The following is a 26,582-nucleotide window of genomic DNA, read 5'->3' as shown; positions in this document are numbered from 1 at the left end:
ATTTTTGCGCAAACAAAACACAATCATGAATATTTTAGTTTTAGGATCTGGCGGAAGAGAACATACATTTGCATGGAAAATTGCGCAAAGCAACCAATGCACTAACCTTTATGTTGCTCCAGGAAACTCAGGTACAAGTGCAATAGCAACTAACTTAGACCTTTCGGTTACCGATTTTAATGCCATTAAAGATGCTGTAATATCTAATGATATAGAATTGGTTGTTGTTGGTCCAGAAGATCCGTTAGTGCAAGGTGTACACGACTTTTTTCTGGAAGACCAAGACCTCAAAAATGTTGCAGTAATTGGCCCTCAAAAGGCTGCTGCTGAACTAGAAGGCTCTAAAGAGTTTGCAAAAGAATTTATGATGCGTCATAATATTCCAACTGCAGCATATCAAAGTTTTACCAAAGACAATGTAGTAGAAGGACACAAGTTTCTAGAAACTCTAAATGCACCATATGTTTTAAAAGCAGACGGTTTAGCTGCCGGAAAAGGAGTTTTAATTCTTGATGACTTAGACGAAGCAAAAACAGAATTAAGCAATATGCTTGTAAATGCTAAGTTTGGTAATGCAAGTGCTAAAGTTGTTATAGAAGAGTTTTTAGATGGTATTGAGTTGAGTTGTTTTGTACTTACAGATGGAAAGGATTACAAAATACTTCCAACAGCTAAAGATTATAAAAGAATTGGCGAAGGTGATACTGGCTTAAATACAGGTGGAATGGGAGCTGTGTCTCCAGTACCATTTGCAACAGACGATTTTTTAAGTAAAATTGAAAATCAAATCGTTAAGCCAACAGTTGAAGGTTTACAAAAAGACAACTTACCATATGTAGGTTTCATTTTCATAGGATTGATTAAAGTTGGTGATGACCCAAAAGTTATTGAGTATAACGTAAGAATGGGAGATCCTGAAACCGAAGTCGTTTTACCTAGATTAAAAACCGACTTGGTGGATATTTTTAAGGCTATGGCAAGCGGTACTTTAGGAGACGTAGCTATAGATATAGATGAGCGTGCTGCAACAACAATAATGTTGGTGTCTGGAGGTTATCCTGAAGCTTACGAAAAAGGTAAAGAAATTACAGGTCTAGAAAAGATTGAAGATTCTATCGTGTTTCATGCAGGAGCAAAAGATACAAATGGTAAGGTGGTAACTTCTGGTGGTCGTGTTATGGCCGTAACATCATATGGAGATACTTATCAAGAAGCCATAAAAAAATCTTACCAAAATATAGAAAATCTACATTTTGATAAGATGTATTATCGCAAAGATATTGGTTTTGACCTATAGGTAAGAGTGCGAAGAAATACTCTTATCTTCTTCGTTGTTAGCGTTGAATTTAGCTAATTGCTTCATCCAATAAACAAAGGCAACAAAACCAATAGCCATAAAAATCCATGACATGGTGTTAGCTGCAAACCAAGAAGAAAGCTCTAACTCTCTTAAATAATCTAATGGTGCAAATAATACATCAACAAATAAATCTTGTATTGCGTAAAAGAAATCCTTCATAACTTTATAAATTTACTCGGCTAGCGAGAATTAAATTATATTTATACTCACATCCAATTTAACTTCACTAATTAGACGAAAGGCTCAATTGGATAGCAAAAATACAAAAACAGTAAATGATTACAAGCATTTTTAGTAAATCTAAGCCTATAAACTTTATAATGGTTGCTGGTTTTGTTATTGTCCTATTTGTAGTTTCTAATTTTAGCCAGCTATTTGCAGATGTAAGTACGGCTTTAAAAACTTCTGTAAGGCTAATAGTAGCAGTCTTTTTTGTTTTTCTTTTAGACTTTATCATTTCAAAAAATAATCTTACCAAAAAGAATGGTTATGCAATAATGACGTTTGGATTACTGTTTGGATTGTTTCCAGAAGCTTTAAGATATTCAGATCTGCTCTTTGCTAATTTATTTGTGCTCTTTGCATTGAGACGCCTTATTAGTTTGCAAACGAACCTGCATACAAAGAAAAAGTTTTTCGATGCTGGTTTTTGGGTTATGATGGCTACGTTATTTCACTTTTGGTCTGTTTTGTTTTTTGCCGTTGTAATTGTAGCATTAATCTACCATTCAAAAAACAATTTAAAGAATGTTATTATTCCTTTTGTTGGTGTTGCCACTGTAATCTTATTACTTTTCGCTTACAATATCATTGTTCATGATACTTACATAAAGCCTACTAATTTTAGTCGTTATGCAAGTGTAGATTATTCTGTGTACAATAGCGTGGCATTGATTATAAAGTTCACAGTTTTGTTTGCATCATTTCTGTGGACGCTTATCTACTTTTTTAGAAGCATACCAGACAAAAACAAGAAGCTAAAGCCGTCTTTTTTTCTCATAGCATGGTCTTCTGTTATAGCTATCTTAATTGCAATAATAGCACCAGTGAAAAACGGAAGTGAGTTCATTTTCCTGTTTGCGCCATTTTCTATAATTATGGCAAATTATATCGAAGTAGTTTCAGAAAAATGGTTTAAAGAAGTCTTTATTTCATTACTAATAATAGTACCTATCATTAGTTTATTGCTGTAACTTATTACCAAACGCTAAGTCACCTGCATCACCCAAACCAGGTACAATGTAGCCTTTTTCGTTTAGTGTATCGTCAATATCTGCAATCCACAGATGTGCATTTGTATCAAATTGCTTTGAAACAAAATCCACACCTTCCTGTGCGCCAATAACACTGACTAAATGCACCTCTTTTGGTGTTCCAAAGGGTTTAAGCGCTTCATAAGTTGCTACCATAGATTGTCCAGAGGCAAGCATTGGATCAGCAAGAATTAGCGTTTTATTTTCTAAACTTGGGCAGGCTAAATATTCAACAATGATTTCAAAGCTTTCAGGATTGTGCTTGTGATGTCTATAAGCTGAAATAAAAGCATTTTCAGCAGCATCAAAATAGTTTAACAAGCCATTATGCAAAGGCACACCAGCTCTTAGGATAGAGCATAGCACAATATCATTTTTATACAAACTTGTACTGTGATTTCCGAGAGGTGTTTCTGTTTTGTGTGCTTCAAAATGAAGTGATTTACTCAGTTCATAACCTAGAACTTCACCAATACGTTCAATATTTCGTCTAAAACGCATTCGGTCATTTTGAATGTTCACATCTCTAATTTCAGACATAAAAGTATTTAAAATTGAAGGGCTTTCAGAAAGGTTATGAATTTGCATGATGATGTGTTTTTCTTGAATGGCTAAGTTAATAATTCAAAGTATATTTGCATATTCAAACTAAATAATTCGATATGTTTTCAGATAAAGCAAACAGTATATTTCAAGATGTTATTAAAACCTATAAAGTTTTAAATACCGTAGACCAGCCTTTCACAAATAAGTATGATAAAAACGAAGATGTAATTGCTCATTTATTATACAGAAAATGTTGGATAGATACTGTACAATGGGCTTACGAAGACATTATTAGAGACCCAAATATCGATCCTGTTGCAGCATTAAAACTAAAACGTATGATTGATGCTTCTAACCAAGACAGAACCGATACAGTTGAATATATCGATAGCTACTTCTTAGACAAATATAAAGATGTTGCTGTAAAAGCAGACGCTAAGATTAACTCTGAAAGTCCTGCTTGGGCTATAGACAGACTTTCTATTTTGGCATTAAAAATCTACCACATGCATTTAGAAACTGTCAGAGAGGACGCTACCGAAGATCATAAAGCGGCTTGCCAAAAGAAATTAGACGTTTTACTAGAGCAACGTACAGATTTGAGTACGGCAATTGACGATTTATTGACAGATATTGCGAACGGAGATAAGTACATGAAAGTTTACAAACAGATGAAAATGTACAACGACGATGAGCTTAATCCTGTTTTAAGAGGGCAAAAATAAATTGTCATCCTGAACTTGTTTCAGGATCTCTATTCTGAAATAAATGTCAGCAGCCACTCACATACTCGTCATAAGATTTTCGGCAATGGGAGACGTTGCTATGACAGTACCTGTGTTGCGTGCATTAACCTTACAACATCCGCAAGTAAAAGTAACGGTTGTTACTAGAGTATTTTTTAAACCTTTTTTTGAAGGCATTCCAAATGTTGAGGTTTATGTTGCTGATTTAAAAGGCAAACACAAAGGCGTTTTAGGACTTTATAAGCTATCGAAAGAACTTAGAACATTAGGTTTTGATGTCGTTGCAGATTTGCACAACGTTTTACGAAGTAAAATTTTGAAGTTGTTTTTCTTTGGAAAAAAAGTAATTCAGATTGATAAAGGCAGAGCAGAGAAGAAGGCTTTAGTTTCTGGTGAAGTAGTAAAACAACTAAAAACCACACACCAACGCTATGTTGATGTTTTTAAGACTTTAGGCTTTCCAGTTGATTTATCTCAGCCAAAATTTCCAAAAACAAAACCTTTAACCAAAGCCGTTTTAGGTTTAGGAATCAATACTAATGAAACTTTAGTTGGTATTGCTCCATTTGCAGCTTACGAAAGTAAAATGTATCCGCTTGAAAACATGGAGGCAGTTATTTCAGAATTGTCCAAAGATTATAAAGTTATCTTATTTGGCGGAGGCGAGAATGAGATCGAAGTTCTCAATACTTTTGAAGCCAAATACAACAATGTTATTTCCGTTGCAGGAAAACTAGATTTTAAAGATGAATTGGCACTAATTTCAAATTTAGAATTGATGCTTGCCATGGATTCTGGGAATGGTCATTTAGCAGCAATGTTTGGTGTAAAAGTGATTACGATTTGGGGAGTTACCCATCCTTTTGCTGGTTTTGTACCTTTTAATCAACCTGAAGATTTTCAACTTACAGCAGATAGAAGTCAATACCCAAAGATCCCAACATCTATTTACGGTAACAACTATCCTGAAGGCTACGAAAACGCAGCAGGAAGCATTGCTGTAGCAACTGTTGTCTCAAAGGTAAAGACAACAATTCCTGCAAAGGCAGGAATCTAAAAACTCCACAACACAATTTTTTAAGCTTTGCATAGATACCATCTATCAAAATATCTTTTGATGGACGATAATCTAAAAATCACTCGAAGTGACTATCCGCTTTATTCCCTTCCTTTTGGGAAGGGTTAGGGAAGGGCTTTTTTTACACATCATCATAATCCACAACAATAGTTGCAGATGTAGGATGTGCCTGGCATGTAAGAATTAAACCTTCAGCAACTTCATTGTCTGTTAAAATGTTGTTTTGTCGCATTTTAGCATCACCTTCTGTAATGCGAGCAATACAGCTACTGCAAATACCACCTTGGCAAGAATAAGGAGCATCAATATCTTGTTTTAGAGTCGCTTCGAGGATAGATTGCTCTTTAGACATTTCAAACTCAAACTCTTCATCATCTACCAAAACTTTTATTTTAGTGCTACCAGATAAATCTTCAACCGAATTTTCATTTTCTGCAACAATAGGAGCTGTAAATAACTCGAAGAAAATAGCCTTTTCTTTAATGCCATTTTCAATTAAAGTATCCTTTACGGTATGAATCATAGCTTCTGGTCCGCACAAGTAAAAAGCTTCAATGTTTACACCTTGGTACTTGTTTTTAACGATAAGATTTACAGTGCTTTTTTCTATACGACCTAAAAGCGCACCTTCTTCGCGAGATTGGCTATATATAAAATGTACATGAAAACGATTACCGTACTTGGCTTGCATTTCTACTAAATCAGCGAAAAACATTGTGTCTTTTGAAGACTTGTTGCCATAAACTAAAATAAAATTACTAAATGGTTCTTCTTCTAAAAGTGTTTTGGCAATGCTTATAATAGGAGTAATACCGCTACCAGCAGCAAATGCAGCAACGGTTCTAGTCTTGGCTTCGTTTGGTTCAAAAACAAAACGACCATTTGGTGGTGCAACTTCAATGTTGCCACCAGCTTTTAAGGTGTTGTTTGCATATACAGAAAAAGTACCGTTTTCAACCGCCTTTACAGCAACGGTAAGGTCTCCGCTATTTTTAGAAGCACAAATAGAGTAGTCTCTTCTAACGGCTTCACCATTAATATCAATTTTTAGGGTAATGTATTGGCCTGCTTTAAAAGAAAAAGTGTCTTTTAAGTCCGCAGGAACATCAAGAGTTATAGCTACTGATTGCTCAGTAACGTTTTCAATAGATTTTATAGTAAGGTTATGAAATTGTGCCATTGCAAAAAAATTTTAGCAAAAATAAGGAAGGATGGTTGTATAGTTAAATTTGTTTGTAACAAATTAACGTTTAAGTTTACTAATAGAAAAAACTAACCACAAATATGATAAAACACTTTCTTAATTTAGAGTGGAAGCAGTATTTCCGGTCTTCATATTGGCAGAAGAGTATTGTATTAAATATACTTCTCATTTTTTTTGCATTATATTTTGTTGGAATCTTTTTGTTCATGGGTGCATTCCTTTTTAAAATCATAGGGAAATTAGCACCAGATCAAGATCCTTTTATCGTTGCAAATAGTTATATTTTTTATTGGTTTATAGGTGATATTTTGATGAGGTTCTTTCTACAGAAATTACCTGTAATGAGTGTAAAACCATTATTAACCTTACCAATTAAAAGATCAACTATCGTCAATTTTGTATTGGGTAAATCAGCATTAAACTTTTTTAACTTTTTACCATTATTTGCCATTATTCCTTTTAGTATTTCATTGTTAAAAAACGGATATGCAACATCTTTGGTTTTAACCTGGTTGGCAGCGATGATTATTATAATACTAATAATCAATTTCCTTAACTTTATTATTGAAGCGTTTTCGGCAGAAACAGAGTTGTCATTCCTGCCTGTTATAGCCATTGTTGGAGCACTGTTTGGCTTAGATTATTTCAATATTTTACCATTGAAATCTTTAATAGGAGATGGTCTTTTATACATTGCCAATAATCCAGTGTTTATTTTAATTCCATTAGCAGTATTAGCAGTTTTTTATACTTATAACTTTAAAATATTAAGAGAAAAACTATTCTTAGATAGTGGATTAAAATCTAAAGTTACCGAAGTTAAAGCGGCCGATTTATCTTGGACCAATCGCTTTGGTGATATAGCACCTTTTATGCAGTTAGATTTAAAGCTAATTTGGAGAAATAAGCGAACAAAATCCATGACAATGCTTTTAATAATTGGTGTGCTATATGGCTTGTTTTTTTATCCTCAACCCATGTATAGAGAAATGGAATTTATGTTTGCATTTATAGGAATATTTTCAACAGGATTCTTTCTTATCAATTTTGGACAATTTATTCCAGCTTGGGACAGTGGTTACTATAAAATGCTAATGAGCCAAAATATTAAGTACGAGCAATACTTACGTTCAAAGTTTATTCTTATGATAATGAGCGTTGTGATTCTATTTGTTTTGGGAATCCCATATGTTTATTTCGGATGGAAAATATTAATCGCACATTTTGCAGCAGCTATTTATAATATTGGAGTTAATTCTCACGTCATTTTATGGGGAGGATCCTTCAACAGAAAGAAGATAGATCTAGATAAAAAAGCAGCTTTCAACTATCAAGGAACAGGTGCTGTACAATGGCTAATAGGTATACCATTAATGCTTGTACCAATGGGATTATTTGCCTTGATTAATTGGTTGTTAGGTTTCGAAATAGCTGTGGCAACACTAATTGTTCTTGGAGTTATTGGAATTGTATTCCACAAGAAACTTATGACGTTTATTACTCAAAAATACCTTGATTCAAAATACAAAATGATTGACGCTTTTAGTCAAGATAACTAATTACACAACACAACCATGATACACACAAAAGACCTTTCAAAAGCATATAACGGGACAACCGTTTTAAATATAGAAGAATTAAGCATCCCTAAAGGCCAGAGTTTTGGTTTGGTGGGCAATAATGGAGCCGGAAAAACAACGTATTTCAGTTTATTATTAGACTTAATTAAACCAACAACAGGAAGTATTACCAGTAACGAAGTTGTAGTAGACCAAAGTGAAGACTGGAAACCTTTTACATCTGCATTTATAGATGAAAGCTTCTTGATAGGTTACCTAACACCAGAAGAATATTTTTACTTTATAGGAGATCTAAGAGGACAAAACAAAGCAGATGTAGATGCGCTAACCTCGCAGTTTGAAGATTTTTTCAACGGAGAAATCCTTGGGAAGAAAAAATACTTGCGCGATTTGAGTAAAGGAAACCAAAAGAAAGCAGGTATTGTAGCTGCACTTATTGGTAATCCAGAGGTTATTATTTTAGACGAGCCATTTGCCAATTTAGACCCAACAACACAAATACGCTTAAAGCAAATTCTTAAAGATTTGGCACAAAAACAAGGTGTTACTATTTTGGTATCTAGTCACGATTTAATGCACGTTACAGATGTCTGTGAGCGAATAGTGGTTTTAGAAAAAGGAAATGTTGTAAAAGATTTAGAAACTAATCCTACCACCTTAAAGGAGTTAGAAGCTCATTTTTCTGGCAGAATGGCCGCTCAAGAAGAGGAATAATTTACCCAATCAATCAATTTTAAAAAGCTTGTGAAGATTAAAAAATCCACAGGCTTTTTTGTTTGGCTAGGCTTTGTCTTTTCTCGAAAAACAGCTTAATAGCACTGTAAATTCAAAAAGATGCTTATTTTTACCACTTAGCACACTAAAAGCGCTAAAGTTTAGTTATCTATTATGCCAATTTAAGTAGAACAAAAGTTGAAATTCAAAATTAAGCACATATTATATCTTTTTTTGGTAGTGATTATTGCTCAAAGTTGCTCCCGAAAAAAAGACACTTTTATCAATAGAAACTTCCATGCTTTAGGAACAAAATATAACATTTTGTATAACGGCAATATTTCTTTAGAAAGAGGGAAACTTGCTGTTAATGATGCCTACACAGAGAACTTCTGGAAATTATTACCTGTAGAACGTATGCAGGTTAGCGAAGATATATTTTTGCCAGGTGAATCTAAAAATGCAGATTTTGAACGCGCTGAAGAAAAGGCCATAAAAGCCATTCAAAAGCACGGAATGAATATCGATGGTAAAGAGAAAAATCCTCAAATTGACGAAGCATACTTGCTGTTAGGTAAGGCACGTTATTACGATCAGCGTTTTGTTCCTGCTTTGGCAGCATTCAATAATATTCTAAACAAGTATCCAACCAGCGATAAAATAAATCAGGTGAAAATCTGGCGCGAAAAATCTAACATGCGTTTAGATAATAATGAAGGTGCCATTAAAAAATTAAAGCGTCTGCTTGACGAAGAAGAGATTGAAGGTCAAGATTTAGCAGATGCTACAGCGACTTTAGCCCAAGCCTATATAAACATTAAAGCAAAAGACAGTGCTTTGTCGTTGCTAGGTATTGCAGCAGAAAACACCAAAGTAAAAAGTGAAAAGGCTCGTTTTCATTACATAAGAGGGCAGCTCTACAACGAATTCCAAGAAAAGGATAGTGCCAATATGGAGTTTGATGCCATTATTGATATGCACAGACAAATTCCTAGAGCGTTTTATATTAATGCACATCTTGAAAAGTCTTATAATTTTGATTCAACTGAGGGTGATGATACAGAGTTCCTTGAATATCTAACAGAGTTAGAAGAAAACCGAGAAAATAGACCATTCCTAGACAAGATTTATTACCGAATTGCGGAATTTCATCGTAACAAAGCTTCGGATAGCTTAGCTGAAGCGTATTATAATAAATCATTGCGGAAAATAACATCAGACAAATACCTAAGAGCACTCAATTATGAGACTATTGGTAATATGTATTTTGATAAGAACGTGTATAAAACAGCAGGAGCTTATTACGACAGTACACTAACAGCAATGACGCCAAACACAAAACCGTACAGAATTCTAAAGCGTAAGCGCGAAAATTTGGATGATGTTATTTATTACGAAGGTGTCGCTCAGGTTAACGATAGTATTCTTCGTATGGTTAGTTTACCAAAAGAAGAACAACTAGCAATTTATACTAAGCACGCTGAGGAGTTAAAACAAAAAGCACTTGAAGAAGAGCAGCGTAAAGAAGATGAATTAAGAAAGCAAGAGTCTAGACAAAACATGGTGCTTAATGCTTCAAAAGACAAGAACTCAAGACCCAACATGAGCCCAAGAGGGTTGCCTGGAGAGTTTACGTCTAAAGGAGCTAACAATGGCAGTAGTTTTTATTTCTATAATTCTACAACTGTTGCTTACGGAAAGAATGAGTTTTTAAAGATTTGGGGAGACCGAAAACTTCAAGATAATTGGAGATTTTCTAACCAAAAATCTGGAATCAAAAATTCAGGAAAAACAGAAACCATAGCTTCAGTAACTGGTAAGGAAGATCAATATAATCCAGAAGCATATATAGCGTCTTTACCAACAGAGCAGAAGGCCATTGATAGCATAGCCAAAGAAAGAAACTTTGCATATTATCAATTAGGTATCATATACAGAGAGAAATTCAAAGAACTTTCTCTGTCCAAATCTCGATTTGAAGACTTATTGGAAAACTCACCAGAAGAACGCCTCATATTGCCGTCTAAATACAATTTATATAAAATATATACAGAACTAGGCTTATCTAGAAGGGCAGAAACCATGAAGTCAGATATAGTGGCTAATTATCCAGATTCTCGCTATGCAGAAATCTTACTAAACCCGGAATCTGAATTGGCTAAAGATGAGAATAGTCCTGAAGCCATCTATACAAATCTTTACAAACAATTTGAAAAACAAGAATATGCTGAGGTTATTGCGGAAGCTGAAAAACAAATTAAGCGTTTAGAAGGAGATGACTTCCTACCAAAATTTGAGATTCTAAAAGCTTCTGCTAGAGGACGCCTTTATGGTTTCGAAGAATATAAAAAGGGTATAGATTACATTGCGCTGGCTTATCCAAACACAGATGAAGGCAAAAAAGCACAAGAACTGCTTAATAATGCGATTCCTGTATTGGCTAAAAAAGAATTTATAGAAGATGATAAGGCGACTCATTTCAATGTCGTGTATCAATTTGAAAATGGCTCAGGAGAGGATATAGATGCTTTTGTAAAAACGCTCAACGAAGAGATTGAGAAAAAGATTAAATATTTCGACCTAACAACATCAATTGATGTATATGATGAAAACACAACATTTGTTGTAGTACATGGTCTTACAAGTATACAAGGAGCAAGCGGTTTTGCTCAATTATTACAATCAGACGAAAAGGATAGTAGAGGCAGACCTGTAAAACCTAAAATTACAAAAGAGTACTTTGCTATTTCGTCACCTAACTATGCTATTATTCAACGTCATAAAAACCTAAACGCATACCTGAAACTAGAGTAAATTAAAACCAAATCAACGATGTTTTCCTCAGACAACAAAAAATCTAAATACGCAACAAGTATGGAAACAAGTACACAACAAAACATTATAGCTCAAGGCACCAAAATAGTTGGTGATATAGCTAGTCAAGGACCATTTAGAATCGATGGCACTGTTGAAGGTAACGTAAAGACTTCTGGCAAAGTAGTGATTGGTAAATCGGGTTTTATTAAAGGCACATTACAAGGTGAAAATGCTGATTTTGAAGGAAAATTTTCAGGTAAATTAATCTTATCTGGTACTTTGTCTTTAAAATCTACTGCACATATTGAAGGAGAGGTACACACAAGTAAATTAGCAGTTGAACCTGGAGCAACCTTCAATGCTACTTGTAGCATGAAAGGCACTGTAAAAGCATTACCTAATGAACCAGCAAAACCAAAACAGCCAGAACAAACAGCCCAAAGACAACAAGGGTAAATACAATAAATTTTTAAGATTTACAGGTGTTGCATTGCAAATGGGACTTACCATTTATGCCGGCAATTACTTAGGTATGTGGTTAGACTCTAAATACAACTCAGATAAATTTGAACCGAGCATTACATTGTTGGCTGTTTTTGCATCAATGTATATGGTAATTGCTCAGGTTATAAAAGTTTCTAAAGAGTAATGCTTAAAAATCTAATCACTTACATTCTGATTTTTACTATTGCTGGAGTATCAACCTATTTACTTCACAATAATTTTATTGAAGAAAAAAACATTTTCCTCCCTTTTTCATTAAAAAAAGTATATCTGTTCTTCGTGCTTTTTTCCTTAGTTATCTGTTTTTTATTCAAAATAGGAAGCGTTATTAACAAAATTAAAGAACAGCTAGGCTTTATTTATCTAGGCGCTATAATTTTTAAAATCACAGTTTTTGCGGTCATTTTTTATAAGTCTGTTTTTGCCGTAGACCTTACTAATGCTCAACGAATTGCACTAATTATACCTATGGCAATCTTCTTATTTATTGAGGTGTTTTTTGTGGCAAAAATCCTAAACAAAACTTCTTTCTAATTTATCTCAATAAAATTGGTTTAATTGTTAATAAATTATGTACTTTTGCGCCGAATTTATCTAGAGTAATATTTTTCAAAAGAAAAAAATGAAGATAGCAAACAAACCTATCAAATCTTACTTACTGATTGTATTAGCGTTAACAACATTTTTTGGTTATGCTAGTGATCCTGTAAAATCGCAAGACGGAGGAATTGTAGATACTGAGCAAGAGGTTAAAGATTACATCCTTCATCACTTAAAAGATTCTCACGACTTTCATTTGTTTTCATACACTAGCGATGGTGAAAGAAAACACGTTGGTTTCCCACTTCCTGTAATAGTTTGGGGAGAAAATGGATTAACAACATTTATGTCTTCTGCGTTTCACCATGATGATGCTGGTCATGTTATCGTAGAGAAAAACGATTCTAGATTTGTTAAAATTCACAGTAAAATTTATGAATTAGAAGAAGGTGCAACAACTGTTAATTTTGACGATCACCATCACCCAACAAATGCTCACAAAGTTTTAGACTTTTCTATTACAAAGAGTGTGTTTGGGATTTTAATCATTGGTCTTTTAATGTTATTGTGGTTCTCTAGATTAGCAAAGCAATATAAAAACAAAAGTATCCCAACAGGTTTTGGTAGAGTGTTAGAGCCACTTGTGGTTTATGTACGCGACGAAATTGCAAGACCAAACATCGGAGATAAACACTATAGAAGATTTACAGGTTACTTACTAACAGTTTTCTTCTTCATCTGGATAATGAATTTAGTGGGTTTAATGCCATTTGGTTTTAACGTAACTGGTCAGTTAGCAGTTACTGCAGCTTTAGCAGTATTAACCTTAATCATATACACATTTAGTGCTAAAAAAGATTACTGGCAACACGTATTATGGATGCCAGGAGTGCCAATTTTTGTAAAACCAATATTGGCGATAATAGAATTAGCAGGACATTTCTTAATTAAACCATTCTCGTTACTTGTGCGTTTGTTTGCAAACATTTCAGCAGGTCACATTGTAGTAATGAGTTTAATTGCAATTATGTTCACATTAAAGAATAAATTTGGTGTTGTAGGAGCAACAAGTTTATCTCTTTTGCTATCATTCTTTATCACGTTAATAGAAGTTCTGGTTGCGTTCTTACAGGCTTATATCTTTACAATGCTTTCAGCATTATTTATAGGTATGGCTGTTGAAGAGCACGATCATCACTAATAGATTTGTTTAATTAATTTAAATTATTTGGCTATGACAATTCCAAATTTAGTAGGTGCAGGTTTAATTGTAATCGGTGCTGGTATCGGATTAGGTAAAATTGGTGGAAGTGCAATGGAAGGTATTGCACGTCAACCTGAAGCAACTGGTAAGATCCAGACTGCGATGATTATTATCGCTGCATTATTAGAAGGTTTAGCGTTCGGTGCTTTATTCTTAGGACAATAAGAATCGAAAACGCAAACTAATAAACACGAATTCCTGCAACGGTTGGTTGCAGGAGCGTGTTTTACAAAAAATTAAAAGAATTAAAGAAAGTATATAATGGATAAGTTATTAAACGATTTTTCACCAGGATTATTTGTAGTACAAACAATACTGTTTTTACTATTAATATTTTTAATGGTGAAGTTTGCGTGGAAGCCAATTCTTAACTCTTTAAACGATAGAGAAGAAGGTATTAAAAGTGCATTAGATGCAGCTGAGAATGCTAAAAAAGAAATGGAAAACCTAAACGCAGATAACGAGCGTTTATTAAAAGAAGCGCGTATTGAAAGAGAAGCACTTTTAAAAGAAGCTAGAGAGATGAAAGATAAAATCATTTCTGATGCTACTAACGAAGCGCAAGAAAAAGCTGGCAAAATGATAGAGCAAGCTCAAGCTGCTATTGAAACTGAGAAAAAATCAGCAATGGCAGAATTAAAAAGCCACGTAGCAGGTTTATCTATCGATATTGCAGAAAAAGTTGTACGCGAAGAGTTATCTAACAAAGACAAGCAATTAAAACTTGTTGAAGATATGTTAGGTGAAACCACTTTAAACTAATTATAGATGGCAGAGTCTAGAGCAGCAATACGTTATGCAAAAGCAGTACTTAGTTTAGCTACCGATAATAAGGTGGCTGAAGCTGTTAATACTGATATGAAGCAAATTGCAAATGCTATTGCAGAAAGCAGTGAGTTAAATGCAGTTTTGGTAAATCCTATTGTTAGATCTGCAGACAAAAAAGCAGTATTAACTTCAGTGTTTAAAAATGCTAATGCTGCTACAACAAACTTAATAGATACTTTAATTGCAAATAAGCGTGTGGCATTATTAGGAGATGTTGCTAATAAATACACACAATTATACGATCAGTTAAGGGACACACAAATAGCTAAGGTAACTTCAGCAACACCATTAACCAAGGAATTAGAAGAAAAAGTGTTGGCTAAAGTAAAAGAGCTTACAGGTAAAACTACCGAAATAGAAAACACGGTTGATGAATCTATTCTGGGAGGTTTTATCCTAAGAGTTGGCGATTTGCAATATGATGCAAGCATCGCTAACAAACTAAATAATTTAAAAAGAGAATTTACATTAAATTAAGAATAGTTAGAGTTGACGTCTAACGTCTAACGTCTAGCATCTAATATCTAAATAAAAGATGGCAGAAGTAAAACCAGCTGAAATATCAGCAATCTTAAAACAACAACTTTCAGGTTTTGAAGCAGGTGCTTCATTAAACGAAGTAGGAACAGTATTAACTGTTGGTGATGGTATTGTACGTGCTTATGGACTTTCTAATGCACAATACGGAGAATTAGTAGAATTCGAAGGTGGCTTAGAAGGTATCGTACTTAACCTTGAAGAAGATAACGTTGGTATCGTATTATTAGGACCTTCAAAAGAAATTAAAGAAGGTGCAACAGTAAAACGTACTAATCGTATCGCATCTATTAAAGTAGGTGAAGAAATGGTTGGTAGAGTTGTTGATACACTTGGTAACCCAATAGACGGTAAAGGACCAATAGGTGGTGATTTATACGAAATGCCACTAGAGCGTAAAGCACCTGGTGTAATTTTCCGTCAGCCAGTAGATGAGCCATTACAAACAGGTATTAAGTCTGTAGATGCTATGATTCCTGTTGGTAGAGGTCAGCGTGAGTTGGTAATTGGTGACCGTCAAACTGGTAAAACAACAGTTTGTATCGATACCATCTTAAATCAAAAAGAATTTTACGATGCTGGTGAGCCAGTATTCTGTGTATATGTTGCTGTAGGTCAAAAAGCTTCAACAGTAGCAAACATTGCAAAAACATTAGAAGATAAAGGTGCTTTAGCTTATACAGTAATTGTAGCAGCAAACGCATCAGATCCTGCACCAATGCAAGTATATGCGCCATTCGCTGGTGCTGCTATTGGTGAATACTTTAGAGATACTGGTCGTCCTGCTTTAATCGTTTATGATGATTTATCTAAGCAAGCTGTAGCATATCGTGAGGTGTCATTATTATTACGTCGTCCACCAGGACGTGAGGCGTATCCAGGTGACGTTTTCTACTTACACTCTAGATTATTAGAGCGTGCTGCAAAAGTTATTGCAGATGATGATATTGCTAAGAACATGAATGACTTACCTGAATCATTAAAACCTGTAGTAAAAGGTGGTGGTTCTTTAACGGCATTACCAATTATCGAAACTCAGGCTGGTGACGTATCTGCATATATCCCAACAAACGTAATTTCTATTACAGATGGTCAGATATTCTTAGAGTCAGATTTATTTAACTCTGGTGTGCGTCCTGCAATTAACGTTGGTATTTCTGTATCTCGTGTAGGTGGTTCTGCTCAGATTAAATCAATGAAGAAAGTAGCTGGTACATTAAAATTAGACCAAGCACAGTTCCGTGAATTAGAAGCGTTTGCTAAGTTTGGTTCTGACCTTGATGCAGCTACACTAAATGTAATTGAAAAAGGTAAGCGTAACGTAGAGATCTTAAAGCAAGCTCAAAACGATCCATTTACTGTAGAAGATCAGGTAGCTATCATTTACGCAGGTTCAAAGAACTTACTAAGAGATGTACCTGTAGATAAAGTAAAAGAATTTGAAAGAGATTATATAGAGTACTTAAATGCTAAGCATAGAGATACTTTAGATACATTAAAAGCTGGTAAATTAACAGATGAGGTTATTGATACTTTAACTAAAGTGGCAAAAGATTTATCTGCGAAGTTTAAATAAAAGTTCAGAGTTTAGAGTTAGGAGTTCAGAGTTTTGAATAACTAACTTTAAATAATTTATTGAAGTGAAATGTCACTAGAAAACAGCCCTATACGGATTAAAAGTTTTCAATTTGCTGTTGAAATAGTACACTTTGCAGATAAATTAAAAGAAAATAAAGATTTTGAGTTAGCTTCTCAAATTTTAAAAAGTGGAACAAGTATTGGTGCCAATACAAGAGAAGCTCAAAGAGGAGTTAGTAAGAAAGATTTTAAAAATAAATTTGGTATAGCTTTAAAAGAGGCAGATGAAACCAAATATTGGTTAGAAATTCTAGAAGCAACAGGAAGAGTTGTACCAACTGAATTGAAAAATAAGTGTGAAGAGTTAATTAGGATTTTGGTAGCTATTATTAAGAACTCATAACTCATCACTCAATACTCATAACTTGAAAAATGGCAAACTTAAAAGAAATACGTAATAGAATATCTTCGGTATCTTCAACGATGCAGATTACTAGTGCTATGAAAATGGTATCTGCTGCTAAATTGAAGAAAGCTCAAGATGCTATTACTGCAATGCGTCCTTATTCTAATAAGTTAACAGAATTACTTCAAAGCTTAAGCGCTACATTAGATGCTGATAGTGGAAGTAAGTTTGCTGAGCAAAGAGATGTAAACAAAGTACTTGTGGTAGCTATTTCTTCAAATAGAGGTTTAGCAGGTGCATTTAACTCTAACATTATTAAGCAAGTTAATGTATTGTTGTCTGAGACTTATGCAGGTAAAGATGTTTCTATTCTTGCAATAGGTAAAAAAGTCAATGATGCTTTTGGTAAACAAGGAACTATCATTGCAAACAAAAGTGAAGTTTTTGATGATTTAACGTTTGATAATGTTGCTGAAATTGCTGAAATGATAATGAATAAATTCACCGAAGGCGATTTTGATAAGGTTGAATTGGTTTACAACAGCTTTAAAAATGCAGCAACTCAAATTGTAATGACCGAACAGTATTTACCAATTGTTCCTGTAGAGAGTGATGCCAATGTAAACTTAGATTACATTTTTGAACCTTCTAAGCAAGAAATAGTTGAAACATTGATTCCAAAGTCATTAAAAACACAGTTGTTTAAGGCAATAAGAGATTCTTTTGCTTCAGAGCATGGTGCGCGTATGACAGCAATGCACAAAGCAACAGACAATGCAACAGAGCTTAGAGATCAGTTAAAATTAACTTATAACAAAGCAAGACAGGCAGCTATTACCAACGAAATACTTGAGATTGTTGGTGGAGCTGAAGCACTTAACAATTAGGCTTAAGACATTTACTAAATAATATAATCCCAGACTTTGATTTAAAAAGTCTGGGATTTTGTTTTTAGGATTATTTTGAAGTTATTTACAAAACATACTATTCAAACAATTTAAACATGAAAAAAACTCTTTTAATTTTAAGTTTTATCTTAACCTTTACTTTTGTTCGTGCACAGCACACAGTTGGTAATGTTTCTCTAAACTTTGGTGATAAAATAGAAAACAACGACGGAAGTCTAATACATATAGCAGGTGTTGTAGATAACACTATCTACGGATTAGCTAACCAAAAGAAGAAATACTTTTTACAATCTTTTGATAATACAACCAAAAAGTTTCAGAAAAGTGTTCTTTTAGATTTAGAAAAAATAAACGGCAACAAAGTATTTATTGAAGACGTTGCGGTTGTTGAAGATAAAGCTTATGTCATGGCAAGTTATTATGACAAAAAGAGCAAGCAAAACAAATTCATAGCAAAGGAGATTCTCAGTAACCTAAAGCTGGGTAAAACTATTACACTTCTTACTGTAGATGTTAAAAACAAGAAGAACAGAGGTGTTTTTGTTTTTGATACATCTTATGATAATGTAAATTACTTTGTTTCTCATGTAGGAATCATTGAAAAAGAAGAAAAATTAACCTATAAGTTCTCATTGTTAGACAAGAATCTAAGTTCAGTATTAAATGATGATTATTCTATGACATTTGATGATAGAAAAGACTTAGCGTTTGACTTTTCTGACTTTGCAATCAATGAGTTTGGTGATGTCTTTATTTCTACAACAGAGAGTTATAGAGATAAAAAAGGTAAAACAACGGTTAACAATATAACACTCCATAGTTATCAAGCTAAGAACAACTACGAGAAAGAAGAACTAACAATAAACTTATCTGGGAAAAAGGCTTTAAACTGTAACCTTATAGAAACGAAGGATAATAGTGTTCATCTTATAGGCTTTTATTCAGATTTAAAATCCAGTGGAAAAGCTCAATCTGGTCTTGAAGGAATTTTTGATATTGCTGCAGATTATAAAAATCAAACTATTACCAAAAAGACATTTAACGAATTTACTTTTGACGTAAAGAAAACTTTGATAGGTGAGAGAAGAGCAAAAAAGGGTAAAGATTTAAAACCATTTTATAGAAATACGCATTTAATAGAAAAGGACAATGGAGGTATAATGATATTGTCAGAATATTACTTAAGAGTGGTTGGTCGTTCTTCTGGGATTGGACCTTTAGCATTCACACCAATTACTTATATAGCCAATGAGATTATCGTAACGTCTTTAAATGAAGATGGAACTTTGCAATGGAGCAACGTTGTGCCTAAAGAACAACAGGTTACAGTACAACAAATGAGTATTGGTCTCGCTGGATTTGCTAGTAATGGTAATGTAACAGTATCTGCATCTGTAATGTTTCCATTAACTGTTTTAGGTCGTGGCCCAGAGTATTTAAGTTCACTTCCATTATATCATAACGGTAAGCTTACTTTGGTTGTTAACGATGATCCAAAAAATATCGGGATTACTGACATGGATGACGTAAAAAAGGTTAGAAATGTAAATAAAATGATTCCGGTTGCTTTCATTTTCGATGAACACACTGGCGAATTAGAGCGTGTTGATCCAGAAGATTTTGAGAAAAAGCAAATCGTAATTCAACCGCTGACAAATTTTGGTATAAGCAATAAGGAATATATAATCTATGGATCTAACAATAAAGGATCTAGATTGGGAACTTTAAATATAAACTAAGCATAATTACTATACTATAAAAAACCCAACTCATTGAGTTGGGTTTTTTAGTAGTTATTGTTCTTTAAAAATAGCAACAATAAAAACAAAAGCTATGAAACCATAGCCTAAATATAAAAACCAGGCGTGCTGTGCATCATCTTTAATTATATCAATTCTTCTTTGTGTAACAGCGTCAATAGTATCTTGTCTATCATAAACTTTTTTGCAGTTTGAGCATGATAACTCTGTTGACTTACCATAAACAAAAGGCAATATTTTTAAAATAAACATTTTTGAGAATACTTTAGCAAAAAGTGTGTTTTGTTCACCACAATGAGAACAAGATGAATTTTTTACTTTTTCTTCCGTAATTAATCGCTTTGTTGTACCTATCATTATAATAAAATTTAGTCCTGTTAAAATAGAATATTTTCTTAATTCAAAACTATAAACCACAACATTTCGGTAAAATATCTTACATATTAAAGCTTTTTATCGATTATATGTAAAAATCAACGACAAAATAAATAATTTTCATATATATTGTCTTTCCAAATCATAACCTACTTATAATGAAGAATCTAAAAAAGGCAGTATATGCCATTATTTTTACTTGTACATTGTCTTCTTTATTTCAATGTGCTAGTCCTAAGGTAGCTACAACCAATTTTGAACAACAAACACCTTTTACAGTGAAGTCTGTAGTATTTCAGGAATGGTATGCAGGAATCAAAGTTGGAGGTACAGGAATCAATGTTTTTGTTCCTGTTTCTAATGTTAATGACAATGTAGTTTTAAACGAGATTTATTTTAGAAACTTAAAAGGAAAGCTTGTTAAAAATGGAAATAAATACACTTCGGTATTAAAAAATCCTTCTCGTCATTATACATTTCAGAAAGCTGAAAAACCTGCAGACTACCCTTTTGACCTCAAAGATGATGAGTGTGTTATTAGTTATACAGAAAATGGTAAATTAAAATATCATAAAGTGATCCAAATTAACGAGGTAGCGGGAACATACTATGAAAATGGTCCTCCATCTATTTACTCAAGAAGCGCTTCAAATAGCATGGCAACTCTAGATGAAGAATTAGAGGAGAATTAAAATATTAAAAACAGAAGAAAGCCTTACTTTTTAGTGAGGCTTTTTTATTTAAGTATCCAAAGACCCATTTATATTTAATATTTTTGAAGCGATTTCATTATTAAGCAATTGAGCGTACTCAAAACCTTTTTTAAAGACACCATAATTTATGGTTTAGCAACGGTGTTGCCTAGACTCATGAATTTTGTACTTGTACCGCTACACACAGACACATTAGATACTGCCAGCTATTCAGACAATACATATTTCTATGTGTATGCTGCATTTTTTAATGTATTGCTTACATATGGTATGGAAACAACATTTTTTAGGTTTTTCAGCAAGCAAAAAGAGCAAAGCAAGGTCTATTCTACAATCTTAATAAGTCTGTTGGTTTCTACATTGTTTGTGTTTGCCGTTGTGATGATTTTTAATCAACCTTTAGCAGAATTTGTAAATCTTCGCTTAGACTATTTTAATTATCTAATTGGAGTATTGGTTTTAGACACCTTAGTGGTAGCACCATTTGCTTATTTAAGAGCAACAGGGAAACCAATTAAATTCACACTTATTAAGCTAAGTAACATATTTACGTATGTGGTTCTTAACTTCTTTTTTCTTTGGGCAATTCCAAAGTTCAATATTGAGTTTTCAGGATACGATAAAACAGATTTAGTAAAATATATTTTCATTGCAAACCTTGCTGCAAGTACTGTTACAATAGTGTTGTTGTTACCTTATTTTTTGAAAACGAAATGGGTTTTTGACAAAGCGATATTCAAACAAATGCTTAATTATGGCTTACCAATTATGATTGCAGGTCTTGCCTATGTCATTAACGAGAATTTTGATAAATGGTTAATTCCAGATGTGCTAGGAAAAGACATTAATGGAGCCTATGCTGGCTGTTATAAGCTAGCCGTGTTTATGACTATTTTTATTCAAGCCTTTAGGTTAGGAGCAGAGCCTTTTTTCTTTAATCATGCCAAAGAAAAAAATGCCAAAAATACCTACGCACTAATCATGAAATACTTCGTTATTTGTGGAGCATTAATGCTGTTATTCATTGTTGGGTTTATAGATGTTTTTAAAGCTTTAATTGTGCGAGACGAAGCATATTGGGTTGCTTTAGAAATTGTACCAATTGTGTTGCTTGCTAATTTGTTTTTAGGCATCTATTTTAATCTGGCAATTTGGTATAAGCTCAATGACAGAACACGATTTGGAATGTATTTTTCAATTGCAGGAGCTGTTATAACCATTGTGCTTAATGTTATTTTATTACCAAAACTTGGTTTTATGGCAGCAGCGTGGACAACACTTATAGCCTATGCAATAATGATGATTATGTCTTATGTATTAGGGCAAAAACACTATAAAGTACCTTATCAAATTTCAAGAATTTTAGGTTATATAGGATTTGCAATAGCACTATCTTACGTGTCTTTTAAATATCTAAGAGGCAACTATTTTTTCAACGTTGCTTTAATGCTTATTTTTATTGCAGGTATTGCTTTATTAGAAAGAAAAGAACTCAAACAATTACTAAAAAGAAGATGACAATTAAAATCATAAATAAATCCATTCACGATTTACCACATTACGAAACCATAGCCTCGGCAGGTATGGACTTAAGAGCTAACCTTACCGAAGATAGAATTCTTAAACCATTAGAAAGAACAATAGTAGGCACGGGCTTATTTATAGAATTGCCAATTGGTTATGAAGCACAAGTAAGGCCAAGAAGCGGTTTAGCAGCAAAAAAAGGAATCACAGTGCTCAATGCACCAGGAACAGTAGATGCAGATTATAGAGGTGAAATAGGAGTGATTTTAGTAAATCTTTCTAATGAAGAATTTACCATCCAAAACGGAGAGCGCATAGCACAATTGGTAATTGCAAAGCACGAACGTGCAGAATGGATAAAAGTTGAAGAACTATCAGAAACCGATAGAGGAGAAGGTGGCTTTGGAAGCACAGGAACCAAATAAACGACTAAACAAATCAACGAATAAACTCATAAAATGAAAATAATAGTACCAATGGCAGGTCGAGGCTCGCGTCTAAGACCACATAGTTTAACAGTTCCAAAACCATTAATTCCGGTAGCAGGTCAACCCATCGTACATCGTTTGGTAAAAGACATAGCAAAAGTATTAAAGCAACCTATTGAAGAGGTAGCTTTTGTTCTTGGAGACCCAGCATTTTTTGGAGATGATGTAGTTGAGAGTTTAACGGAATTGGCAGAGGATTTAGGCGCTAAAGCATCTATCTACAGACAAGACCAACCGTTAGGAACTGGTCACGCTATTATGAGTGCTAAACCATCCCTTTCAGGTCCTGCGGTAATTGCTTATGCAGATACCTTAATTAGAGCAGAGTTCGACTTAGACCCAAGTGCAGACAGTGTTATCTGGACAAAGCAAGTAGATAATCCTGAAGCTTATGGTGTGGTAAAGTTGAACGACAATCAAGAGATTGTCGAACTCGTAGAAAAACCAGAAACTTTTGTAAGTGACCAAGCCGTAATCGGAATCTATTACTTTAAAGATGTCGCAGTTTTAAAAGCGAAGCTTCAAGAAGTTTTAGATGAAAACATTATGAATGGTGGCGAATACCAAATCAACGATGGTATAAAACGTATGATGGCAGATGGTAAAATCTTCAAAACAGGTACGGTTGATGAGTGGATGGACTGCGGAAACAAAAACGTAACCTTAGAAACTAATACCAAGATGCTAGGCTTCTTAAAAGCAGATGGAGAAGAGCAATTAGTTGACGATTCTGTCGTTTTAGAGAATTCAAAAGTGATTGAACCGTGTTTCATCGCAAAAGGAACGGTTTTAAAGAACGCTACGGTTGGCCCTAACGTTTCTATAGGTAAAGATTGCGTTATTGAAAATTCAACCGTTAAAAATAGCTTAATACAGAATCAGACGACTATTAAAAACGCTAATTTAGACGAAGCTATGATTGGTAACCACGTGAAGTATAATGGCGATTTTACTAAGATTAGCATTGGAGATTATACTGTGATGGAATAGTTCCTGCGAAAGCAGGAATCTCTTCATCCTTAGTCGGAGCACCTTTATGTAAAAACTGTACTAAAAATGAAAAAATTCATTCTGATTTTTATTTTGATTACATTATTTAGCTGTGGGGAATTAGTGGAGCAAACCTATAAGTTTAATGTACGTAACGAATCAGATTCTGAACTATATTTTACTATCGACTATAAATATCCTGACACTACATTAAGTACTGAAAATACTACAAACAGAATCCTACCTATGTCTACTTTTAGATTAGGTGGATTTCAAACACAAGATAAAATTTTTGATGATGCATTAAATGATACATTATCTTTTTTCTTTTTAACTAAAGAAACTATAGAAAATTATGAGTGGAATGAAATAAGGAGTAATTATCTAATTCTTAAACGTTTTGACGTAAGCTATGATGATTTTCAATCAATAGACTTTGAAATTGTTTATCCACCAACAGTTGAAATGGAAAACATAAGAATGTATCCAAATGAATAAAAAACGCACAACAACACCGAGTATAGCTCATTGCAACTAAAATACTTAATTGATATTCATTGCAATTTGCTATCTTTCGATTACAGTGGAAAATCATAGCCAAACACAAGTTTGGAACAACTTTTGAAATCAAGCAGTTGTCAGGCTGAGCTTGTCGAAGCCAAATCGTAGAATCTAAATATGAAATTAAACCACATAACAAAACTTCTACTAGTACTATTTTTAGTACCAAGCTTTGCTATGGCCCAAGTCGATTTCAACAAACGACCAGATGACGACTTAGGCAATGTTGAAGACGAATTTCAAGAGCATTTTTTTGAAGCCTTAAAACAAAAAGGGATTGAGAACTACGAAAGAGCGGTTGAGGCACTTCACAAATGTTTAAACCTAGACTCTAAAAAGCCTGTCATTTATTTTGAGCTTGGTAAAAACTACAATAAACTCAAAAACTTTGGCGCTGCTGAGAACAACCTTAAAAAAGCCATCAGTATGCAACCAGACAACGAGTGGTTTTTAGATGAGTTGTACGATGTGTATTTTCAGCAAGATGACATAGACAATGCTATTAAGACTATAAAGCAATTGGTGAAGTATCATCCAGATTACAAAGAAGATTTAGCAGCCTTGTACGTTAGAGAAAAGCGTTATAAACAAGCTTTAGAACTTTTAGATGAATTAGATGAAGAGTTAGGAATTAGTGAAGCAAGAGACGCTATGCGAAATGATATATACAGTATTACTGGCAATGCAGATGATCGTATAGAAAACCTAGAAGAGCGTATAGCAAACAACCCAAATAACGAAGAAAATCATTTAAAACTCATTTACAGATATAGCCAAACAGGTGATAGAAAAAAGGCTTACAAAGCCGCTCAAAATCTGTTGGAGATTAAGCCAGATTCAAAGTTTGTACACTTGGCTTTGTATAAATTCTATTTACAAGACGGCAAAGTAGAGGATGCTATAAATTCTGTAAAAGTAGCATTAACCAGCCCTGAAATCAATGCAGATGCTAAGGCTAAAGTATTAAAAGACTTTGTTGGTTTTGTAGCTAATAACCCAGAATATGAATCAGATTTAGTTGAGATCACATCGTTGATAGATGATAATAAAGATGCGCAAACACACAGCGATTTAGGACAATACTATTTAAAGTCTGGAGATAAGGCAAAAGCATTAGAAAACTTTAAAGAAGCGCTTAAGCAAGACCCAAATGACTTTAAGCTAATAAAAGATGTGTTGTTGTTACAAATAGATCTTCAAGATTATAATGCTGTGATTAAGGATAGTGAAGAAGCATTGGAGCTGTATCCTGCACAGCCTATTTTATATTTAGTAAACGCAGTAGCAAACAATAAACAAGGCAATTTTAAAGACGCGATTGATAACTTAGAAATGGGATTGGATTATTTAATAGAAAATCCCAAAATGGAGTCCGATTTTTATACGGAATTAAGCATAGCTTATAAAGGTCTTAATAATATAACTAAGTCTGAAGCGTTTGCTAAAAAAGCAAGAGACTTAAAAGCACAACAATAAAATTCCCACGAAAGCGGGAATCTCATTAAAGAATGAAAAAACAAAACGATATAATACACCATACATTTAAAATCGTAATTGCCTTAGCAATGCTGTTATTTGTTACAAACTGCAAATCCACCAAAAGCATTGTGGCTTCAGGCGAAGCAAGTGATAAGCTTTCGGCTAAGCAAGTGATAAAACAACATCAAAAAAGCGATGCAGATTTTAAGACACTCCAAGGCAAGGTAAAAATTGATATTACTCAAAACCAAAAAGAGAATGGCTCAACGTTTAACCTTAGAATAGAAAAAGATAAAGTGATATGGTTAAGCGCCAAGCTTGGTTTAGCACGTATGATGATAACACCAGACAAAGTGCGTTTTTACAACAAACTTGATAACGAATACTTTGATGGAGATTATAAATTGTTGAGTGATTTTGTAGGTGTGGATTTAGATTTCAATAAAGTACAGAATATATTGTTAGGTCAGGCTATATTTGATTTAAAGGAAGAACCACACAAGGTCTCTGTAAACGAAAACTCATATGCTTTACAACCAAAAGATCAAAATGCATTATTAGAGTTGTTTTATTTAATCAATCCATCACATTTTAAAATGGATAGTTTACAATTGTTTCAACAATTAAAAAAACGTATTCTTCAGGTTGATTATACAGCATATCAAGAGGTGAAAAAGCAAATTTTACCAAAAGATATTAGAATTATTGCTGTTGAAGATTCTGATGAAGTTGCCATCACGATGGAATTTAAATCATTGACATTGAATGAAGACGTTAGATTTCCTTTTAAAATACCTGCAGGATATAAAGAAATAGTTATTAAGTAGAA

At 33.6% G+C, this 26,582-nt stretch carries 29 protein-coding genes; 25 read left to right on the top strand and 4 right to left on the bottom strand.

Features of this window, described 5'->3' with window-relative positions:
- Positions 1-25: 25 nt before the first annotated feature.
- Positions 26-1,297, top strand: a complete 1,272-nt coding sequence (gene purD, locus ACXAFS_RS01525) for a phosphoribosylamine--glycine ligase (RefSeq protein WP_475304843.1) — start codon at positions 26-28, stop codon at positions 1,295-1,297.
- Here purD and ACXAFS_RS01520 read toward each other — a convergent pair.
- Complete coding sequence (locus ACXAFS_RS01520) at positions 1,292-1,519, bottom strand: DUF6341 family protein (RefSeq protein ID WP_475304841.1); 228 nt, start codon at positions 1,517-1,519, stop codon at positions 1,292-1,294. The two genes, purD and ACXAFS_RS01520, sit on opposite strands and share 6 nt — an antisense overlap.
- 116 nt (positions 1,520-1,635) lie before the next feature.
- Between ACXAFS_RS01520 and ACXAFS_RS01515 the strand changes: the two genes are divergently transcribed.
- Positions 1,636-2,553, top strand: coding sequence for a DUF6427 family protein (locus ACXAFS_RS01515; protein WP_475304840.1), 918 nt, complete (start codon positions 1,636-1,638; stop codon positions 2,551-2,553).
- Here ACXAFS_RS01515 and upp read toward each other — a convergent pair.
- A complete protein-coding gene (gene upp / locus ACXAFS_RS01510) occupies positions 2,542-3,201 on the bottom strand; it encodes a uracil phosphoribosyltransferase (protein WP_475304839.1) in 660 nt (219 codons plus the stop codon). The genes ACXAFS_RS01515 and upp overlap by 12 nt on opposite strands.
- 74 nt (positions 3,202-3,275) lie before the next feature.
- On the opposite strand from upp, the gene ACXAFS_RS01505 reads away from it, so the two are divergent.
- Complete coding sequence (locus ACXAFS_RS01505) at positions 3,276-3,884, top strand: DUF4254 domain-containing protein (protein WP_475304838.1); 609 nt, start codon at positions 3,276-3,278, stop codon at positions 3,882-3,884.
- Positions 3,885-3,927: 43 nt separating this feature from the next.
- A complete protein-coding gene (locus ACXAFS_RS01500) occupies positions 3,928-4,962 on the top strand; it encodes a glycosyltransferase family 9 protein (protein WP_475304837.1) in 1,035 nt (344 codons plus the stop codon).
- 142 nt (positions 4,963-5,104) lie between these two features.
- Here the strand turns inward: ACXAFS_RS01500 and ACXAFS_RS01495 are convergent, their stop codons facing one another.
- The gene (locus ACXAFS_RS01495; protein WP_475304836.1) at positions 5,105-6,163 is read right to left on the bottom strand and encodes a 2Fe-2S iron-sulfur cluster-binding protein; all 1,059 of its coding nucleotides are present in this window, start codon (positions 6,161-6,163) and stop codon (positions 5,105-5,107) included.
- 104 nt (positions 6,164-6,267) lie between these two features.
- On the opposite strand from ACXAFS_RS01495, the gene ACXAFS_RS01490 reads away from it, so the two are divergent.
- The 14 genes from ACXAFS_RS01490 to ACXAFS_RS01425 all read left to right on the top strand — a co-directional run bounded on the left by ACXAFS_RS01490 (position 6,268) and on the right by ACXAFS_RS01425 (position 19,602).
- A complete protein-coding gene (locus tag ACXAFS_RS01490; RefSeq protein ID WP_475304834.1) occupies positions 6,268-7,746 on the top strand; it encodes a DUF5687 family protein in 1,479 nt (492 codons plus the stop codon).
- 15 nt (positions 7,747-7,761) lie between these two features.
- Positions 7,762-8,481, top strand: coding sequence for an ABC transporter ATP-binding protein (locus tag ACXAFS_RS01485; protein WP_475304833.1), 720 nt, complete (start codon positions 7,762-7,764; stop codon positions 8,479-8,481).
- A gap of 198 nt (positions 8,482-8,679) precedes the next feature.
- Positions 8,680-11,295, top strand: coding sequence for a type IX secretion system periplasmic lipoprotein PorW/SprE (gene porW / locus ACXAFS_RS01480; RefSeq protein ID WP_475304832.1), 2,616 nt, complete (start codon positions 8,680-8,682; stop codon positions 11,293-11,295).
- An 18-nt stretch (positions 11,296-11,313) separates the two neighbouring features.
- The gene (locus ACXAFS_RS01475; RefSeq protein WP_138432488.1) at positions 11,314-11,754 is read left to right on the top strand and encodes a bactofilin family protein; all 441 of its coding nucleotides are present in this window, start codon (positions 11,314-11,316) and stop codon (positions 11,752-11,754) included.
- Positions 11,699-11,947 carry an AtpZ/AtpI family protein gene (locus ACXAFS_RS01470; protein ID WP_475304830.1) on the top strand — a complete coding sequence of 83 codons (249 nt, stop codon included), beginning with the start codon at positions 11,699-11,701 and terminating at the stop codon, positions 11,945-11,947. Before ACXAFS_RS01475 ends, ACXAFS_RS01470 begins: the two co-directional genes overlap by 56 nt.
- The gene (locus ACXAFS_RS01465; protein WP_475304829.1) at positions 11,947-12,336 is read left to right on the top strand and encodes a DUF6168 family protein; all 390 of its coding nucleotides are present in this window, start codon (positions 11,947-11,949) and stop codon (positions 12,334-12,336) included. The genes ACXAFS_RS01470 and ACXAFS_RS01465 overlap by 1 nt, the downstream gene beginning before the upstream one ends.
- A gap of 88 nt (positions 12,337-12,424) precedes the next feature.
- Entirely contained in the window at positions 12,425-13,543 is a 1,119-nt protein-coding gene (gene atpB, locus ACXAFS_RS01460; RefSeq protein WP_475304827.1) for a F0F1 ATP synthase subunit A, read from the top strand.
- Between the two features lie 33 nt (positions 13,544-13,576).
- A complete protein-coding gene (gene atpE / locus ACXAFS_RS01455; RefSeq protein WP_475304826.1) occupies positions 13,577-13,771 on the top strand; it encodes an ATP synthase F0 subunit C in 195 nt (64 codons plus the stop codon).
- Positions 13,772-13,867: 96 nt separating this feature from the next.
- Positions 13,868-14,368 (top strand): F0F1 ATP synthase subunit B, encoded by a 501-nt coding sequence (locus ACXAFS_RS01450; RefSeq protein ID WP_475304825.1) that lies wholly within the window; start codon positions 13,868-13,870, stop codon positions 14,366-14,368.
- Positions 14,369-14,374: 6 nt separating this feature from the next.
- Complete coding sequence (gene atpH, locus ACXAFS_RS01445) at positions 14,375-14,911, top strand: ATP synthase F1 subunit delta (RefSeq protein ID WP_138432483.1); 537 nt, start codon at positions 14,375-14,377, stop codon at positions 14,909-14,911.
- A gap of 58 nt (positions 14,912-14,969) precedes the next feature.
- The gene (atpA, locus tag ACXAFS_RS01440) at positions 14,970-16,547 is read left to right on the top strand and encodes a F0F1 ATP synthase subunit alpha (RefSeq protein ID WP_475304823.1); all 1,578 of its coding nucleotides are present in this window, start codon (positions 14,970-14,972) and stop codon (positions 16,545-16,547) included.
- Positions 16,548-16,616: 69 nt separating this feature from the next.
- The gene (locus ACXAFS_RS01435) at positions 16,617-16,952 is read left to right on the top strand and encodes a four helix bundle protein (RefSeq protein WP_475304822.1); all 336 of its coding nucleotides are present in this window, start codon (positions 16,617-16,619) and stop codon (positions 16,950-16,952) included.
- Positions 16,953-16,981: 29 nt separating this feature from the next.
- The gene (gene atpG / locus ACXAFS_RS01430; protein WP_475304821.1) at positions 16,982-17,842 is read left to right on the top strand and encodes an ATP synthase F1 subunit gamma; all 861 of its coding nucleotides are present in this window, start codon (positions 16,982-16,984) and stop codon (positions 17,840-17,842) included.
- Positions 17,843-17,958: 116 nt separating this feature from the next.
- Positions 17,959-19,602, top strand: coding sequence for a hypothetical protein (locus tag ACXAFS_RS01425; RefSeq protein WP_475304819.1), 1,644 nt, complete (start codon positions 17,959-17,961; stop codon positions 19,600-19,602).
- A 54-nt stretch (positions 19,603-19,656) separates the two neighbouring features.
- On the opposite strand, the gene ACXAFS_RS01420 is transcribed toward ACXAFS_RS01425, so the two are convergent.
- Complete coding sequence (locus ACXAFS_RS01420; protein ID WP_475304818.1) at positions 19,657-19,980, bottom strand: hypothetical protein; 324 nt, start codon at positions 19,978-19,980, stop codon at positions 19,657-19,659.
- Positions 19,981-20,156: 176 nt separating this feature from the next.
- On the opposite strand from ACXAFS_RS01420, the gene ACXAFS_RS01415 reads away from it, so the two are divergent.
- The 7 genes from ACXAFS_RS01415 (at position 20,157) to lolB1 (ending at position 26,580) form a co-directional block, all read left to right on the top strand.
- Positions 20,157-20,690, top strand: a complete 534-nt coding sequence (locus tag ACXAFS_RS01415; protein ID WP_475304816.1) for a hypothetical protein — start codon at positions 20,157-20,159, stop codon at positions 20,688-20,690.
- A 108-nt stretch (positions 20,691-20,798) separates the two neighbouring features.
- The gene (locus ACXAFS_RS01410; protein ID WP_475304815.1) at positions 20,799-22,229 is read left to right on the top strand and encodes an oligosaccharide flippase family protein; all 1,431 of its coding nucleotides are present in this window, start codon (positions 20,799-20,801) and stop codon (positions 22,227-22,229) included.
- The gene (gene dut, locus ACXAFS_RS01405) at positions 22,226-22,660 is read left to right on the top strand and encodes a dUTP diphosphatase (RefSeq protein ID WP_475304814.1); all 435 of its coding nucleotides are present in this window, start codon (positions 22,226-22,228) and stop codon (positions 22,658-22,660) included. The genes ACXAFS_RS01410 and dut overlap by 4 nt, the downstream gene beginning before the upstream one ends.
- Positions 22,661-22,693: 33 nt before the next feature.
- Entirely contained in the window at positions 22,694-23,713 is a 1,020-nt protein-coding gene (locus ACXAFS_RS01400; RefSeq protein ID WP_475304812.1) for a sugar phosphate nucleotidyltransferase, read from the top strand.
- 66 nt (positions 23,714-23,779) lie between these two features.
- Positions 23,780-24,211: a hypothetical protein gene (locus tag ACXAFS_RS01395; protein ID WP_475304811.1), complete on the top strand. Its 432-nt coding sequence runs from the start codon at positions 23,780-23,782 to the stop codon at positions 24,209-24,211.
- A 180-nt stretch (positions 24,212-24,391) separates the two neighbouring features.
- Positions 24,392-25,750 carry a tetratricopeptide repeat protein gene (locus tag ACXAFS_RS01390; protein WP_475304809.1) on the top strand — a complete coding sequence of 453 codons (1,359 nt, stop codon included), beginning with the start codon at positions 24,392-24,394 and terminating at the stop codon, positions 25,748-25,750.
- A 32-nt stretch (positions 25,751-25,782) separates the two neighbouring features.
- Complete coding sequence (lolB1, locus tag ACXAFS_RS01385; RefSeq protein WP_475304808.1) at positions 25,783-26,580, top strand: lipoprotein insertase outer membrane protein LolB1; 798 nt, start codon at positions 25,783-25,785, stop codon at positions 26,578-26,580.
- Positions 26,581-26,582 lie beyond the last annotated feature (2 nt).

It is taken from the genome of Winogradskyella sp. ABM4_392, from assembly GCF_056160445.1.
Note: the sequence above shows the minus strand (reverse complement) of the source record. Positions and strands in the feature narration are given on the sequence as shown.

What these genes read in the sequence shown, in the direction of transcription:
- ACXAFS_RS01395 (WP_475304811.1), top strand. Translation starts at nt 23,780, where the DNA reads ATGAAAAAATTCATTCTGATTTTTATTTTGATTACATTATTTAGCTGT.
- ACXAFS_RS01470 (WP_475304830.1), top strand. Translation starts at nt 11,699, where the DNA reads ATGAACCAGCAAAACCAAAACAGCCAGAACAAACAGCCCAAAGACAAC.
- purD (WP_475304843.1), top strand. Translation starts at nt 26, where the DNA reads ATGAATATTTTAGTTTTAGGATCTGGCGGAAGAGAACATACATTTGCA.
- ACXAFS_RS01425 (WP_475304819.1), top strand. Translation starts at nt 17,959, where the DNA reads ATGAAAAAAACTCTTTTAATTTTAAGTTTTATCTTAACCTTTACTTTT.
- ACXAFS_RS01490 (WP_475304834.1), top strand. Translation starts at nt 6,268, where the DNA reads ATGATAAAACACTTTCTTAATTTAGAGTGGAAGCAGTATTTCCGGTCT.
- lolB1 (WP_475304808.1), top strand. Translation starts at nt 25,783, where the DNA reads ATGAAAAAACAAAACGATATAATACACCATACATTTAAAATCGTAATT.
- ACXAFS_RS01475 (WP_138432488.1), top strand. Translation starts at nt 11,314, where the DNA reads ATGTTTTCCTCAGACAACAAAAAATCTAAATACGCAACAAGTATGGAA.
- ACXAFS_RS01450 (WP_475304825.1), top strand. Translation starts at nt 13,868, where the DNA reads ATGGATAAGTTATTAAACGATTTTTCACCAGGATTATTTGTAGTACAA.
- ACXAFS_RS01505 (WP_475304838.1), top strand. Translation starts at nt 3,276, where the DNA reads ATGTTTTCAGATAAAGCAAACAGTATATTTCAAGATGTTATTAAAACC.
- atpB (WP_475304827.1), top strand. Translation starts at nt 12,425, where the DNA reads ATGAAGATAGCAAACAAACCTATCAAATCTTACTTACTGATTGTATTA.
- ACXAFS_RS01485 (WP_475304833.1), top strand. Translation starts at nt 7,762, where the DNA reads ATGATACACACAAAAGACCTTTCAAAAGCATATAACGGGACAACCGTT.
- atpH (WP_138432483.1), top strand. Translation starts at nt 14,375, where the DNA reads ATGGCAGAGTCTAGAGCAGCAATACGTTATGCAAAAGCAGTACTTAGT.
- ACXAFS_RS01415 (WP_475304816.1), top strand. Translation starts at nt 20,157, where the DNA reads ATGAAGAATCTAAAAAAGGCAGTATATGCCATTATTTTTACTTGTACA.
- dut (WP_475304814.1), top strand. Translation starts at nt 22,226, where the DNA reads ATGACAATTAAAATCATAAATAAATCCATTCACGATTTACCACATTAC.
- ACXAFS_RS01390 (WP_475304809.1), top strand. Translation starts at nt 24,392, where the DNA reads ATGAAATTAAACCACATAACAAAACTTCTACTAGTACTATTTTTAGTA.
- atpA (WP_475304823.1), top strand. Translation starts at nt 14,970, where the DNA reads ATGGCAGAAGTAAAACCAGCTGAAATATCAGCAATCTTAAAACAACAA.
- ACXAFS_RS01465 (WP_475304829.1), top strand. Translation starts at nt 11,947, where the DNA reads ATGCTTAAAAATCTAATCACTTACATTCTGATTTTTACTATTGCTGGA.
- ACXAFS_RS01515 (WP_475304840.1), top strand. Translation starts at nt 1,636, where the DNA reads ATGATTACAAGCATTTTTAGTAAATCTAAGCCTATAAACTTTATAATG.
- ACXAFS_RS01500 (WP_475304837.1), top strand. Translation starts at nt 3,928, where the DNA reads ATGTCAGCAGCCACTCACATACTCGTCATAAGATTTTCGGCAATGGGA.
- atpE (WP_475304826.1), top strand. Translation starts at nt 13,577, where the DNA reads ATGACAATTCCAAATTTAGTAGGTGCAGGTTTAATTGTAATCGGTGCT.
- atpG (WP_475304821.1), top strand. Translation starts at nt 16,982, where the DNA reads ATGGCAAACTTAAAAGAAATACGTAATAGAATATCTTCGGTATCTTCA.
- ACXAFS_RS01420 (WP_475304818.1), bottom strand. Translation starts at nt 19,980, where the DNA reads ATGATAGGTACAACAAAGCGATTAATTACGGAAGAAAAAGTAAAAAAT.
- ACXAFS_RS01400 (WP_475304812.1), top strand. Translation starts at nt 22,694, where the DNA reads ATGAAAATAATAGTACCAATGGCAGGTCGAGGCTCGCGTCTAAGACCA.
- ACXAFS_RS01435 (WP_475304822.1), top strand. Translation starts at nt 16,617, where the DNA reads ATGTCACTAGAAAACAGCCCTATACGGATTAAAAGTTTTCAATTTGCT.
- ACXAFS_RS01495 (WP_475304836.1), bottom strand. Translation starts at nt 6,163, where the DNA reads ATGGCACAATTTCATAACCTTACTATAAAATCTATTGAAAACGTTACT.
- ACXAFS_RS01520 (WP_475304841.1), bottom strand. Translation starts at nt 1,519, where the DNA reads ATGAAGGATTTCTTTTACGCAATACAAGATTTATTTGTTGATGTATTA.
- upp (WP_475304839.1), bottom strand. Translation starts at nt 3,201, where the DNA reads ATGCAAATTCATAACCTTTCTGAAAGCCCTTCAATTTTAAATACTTTT.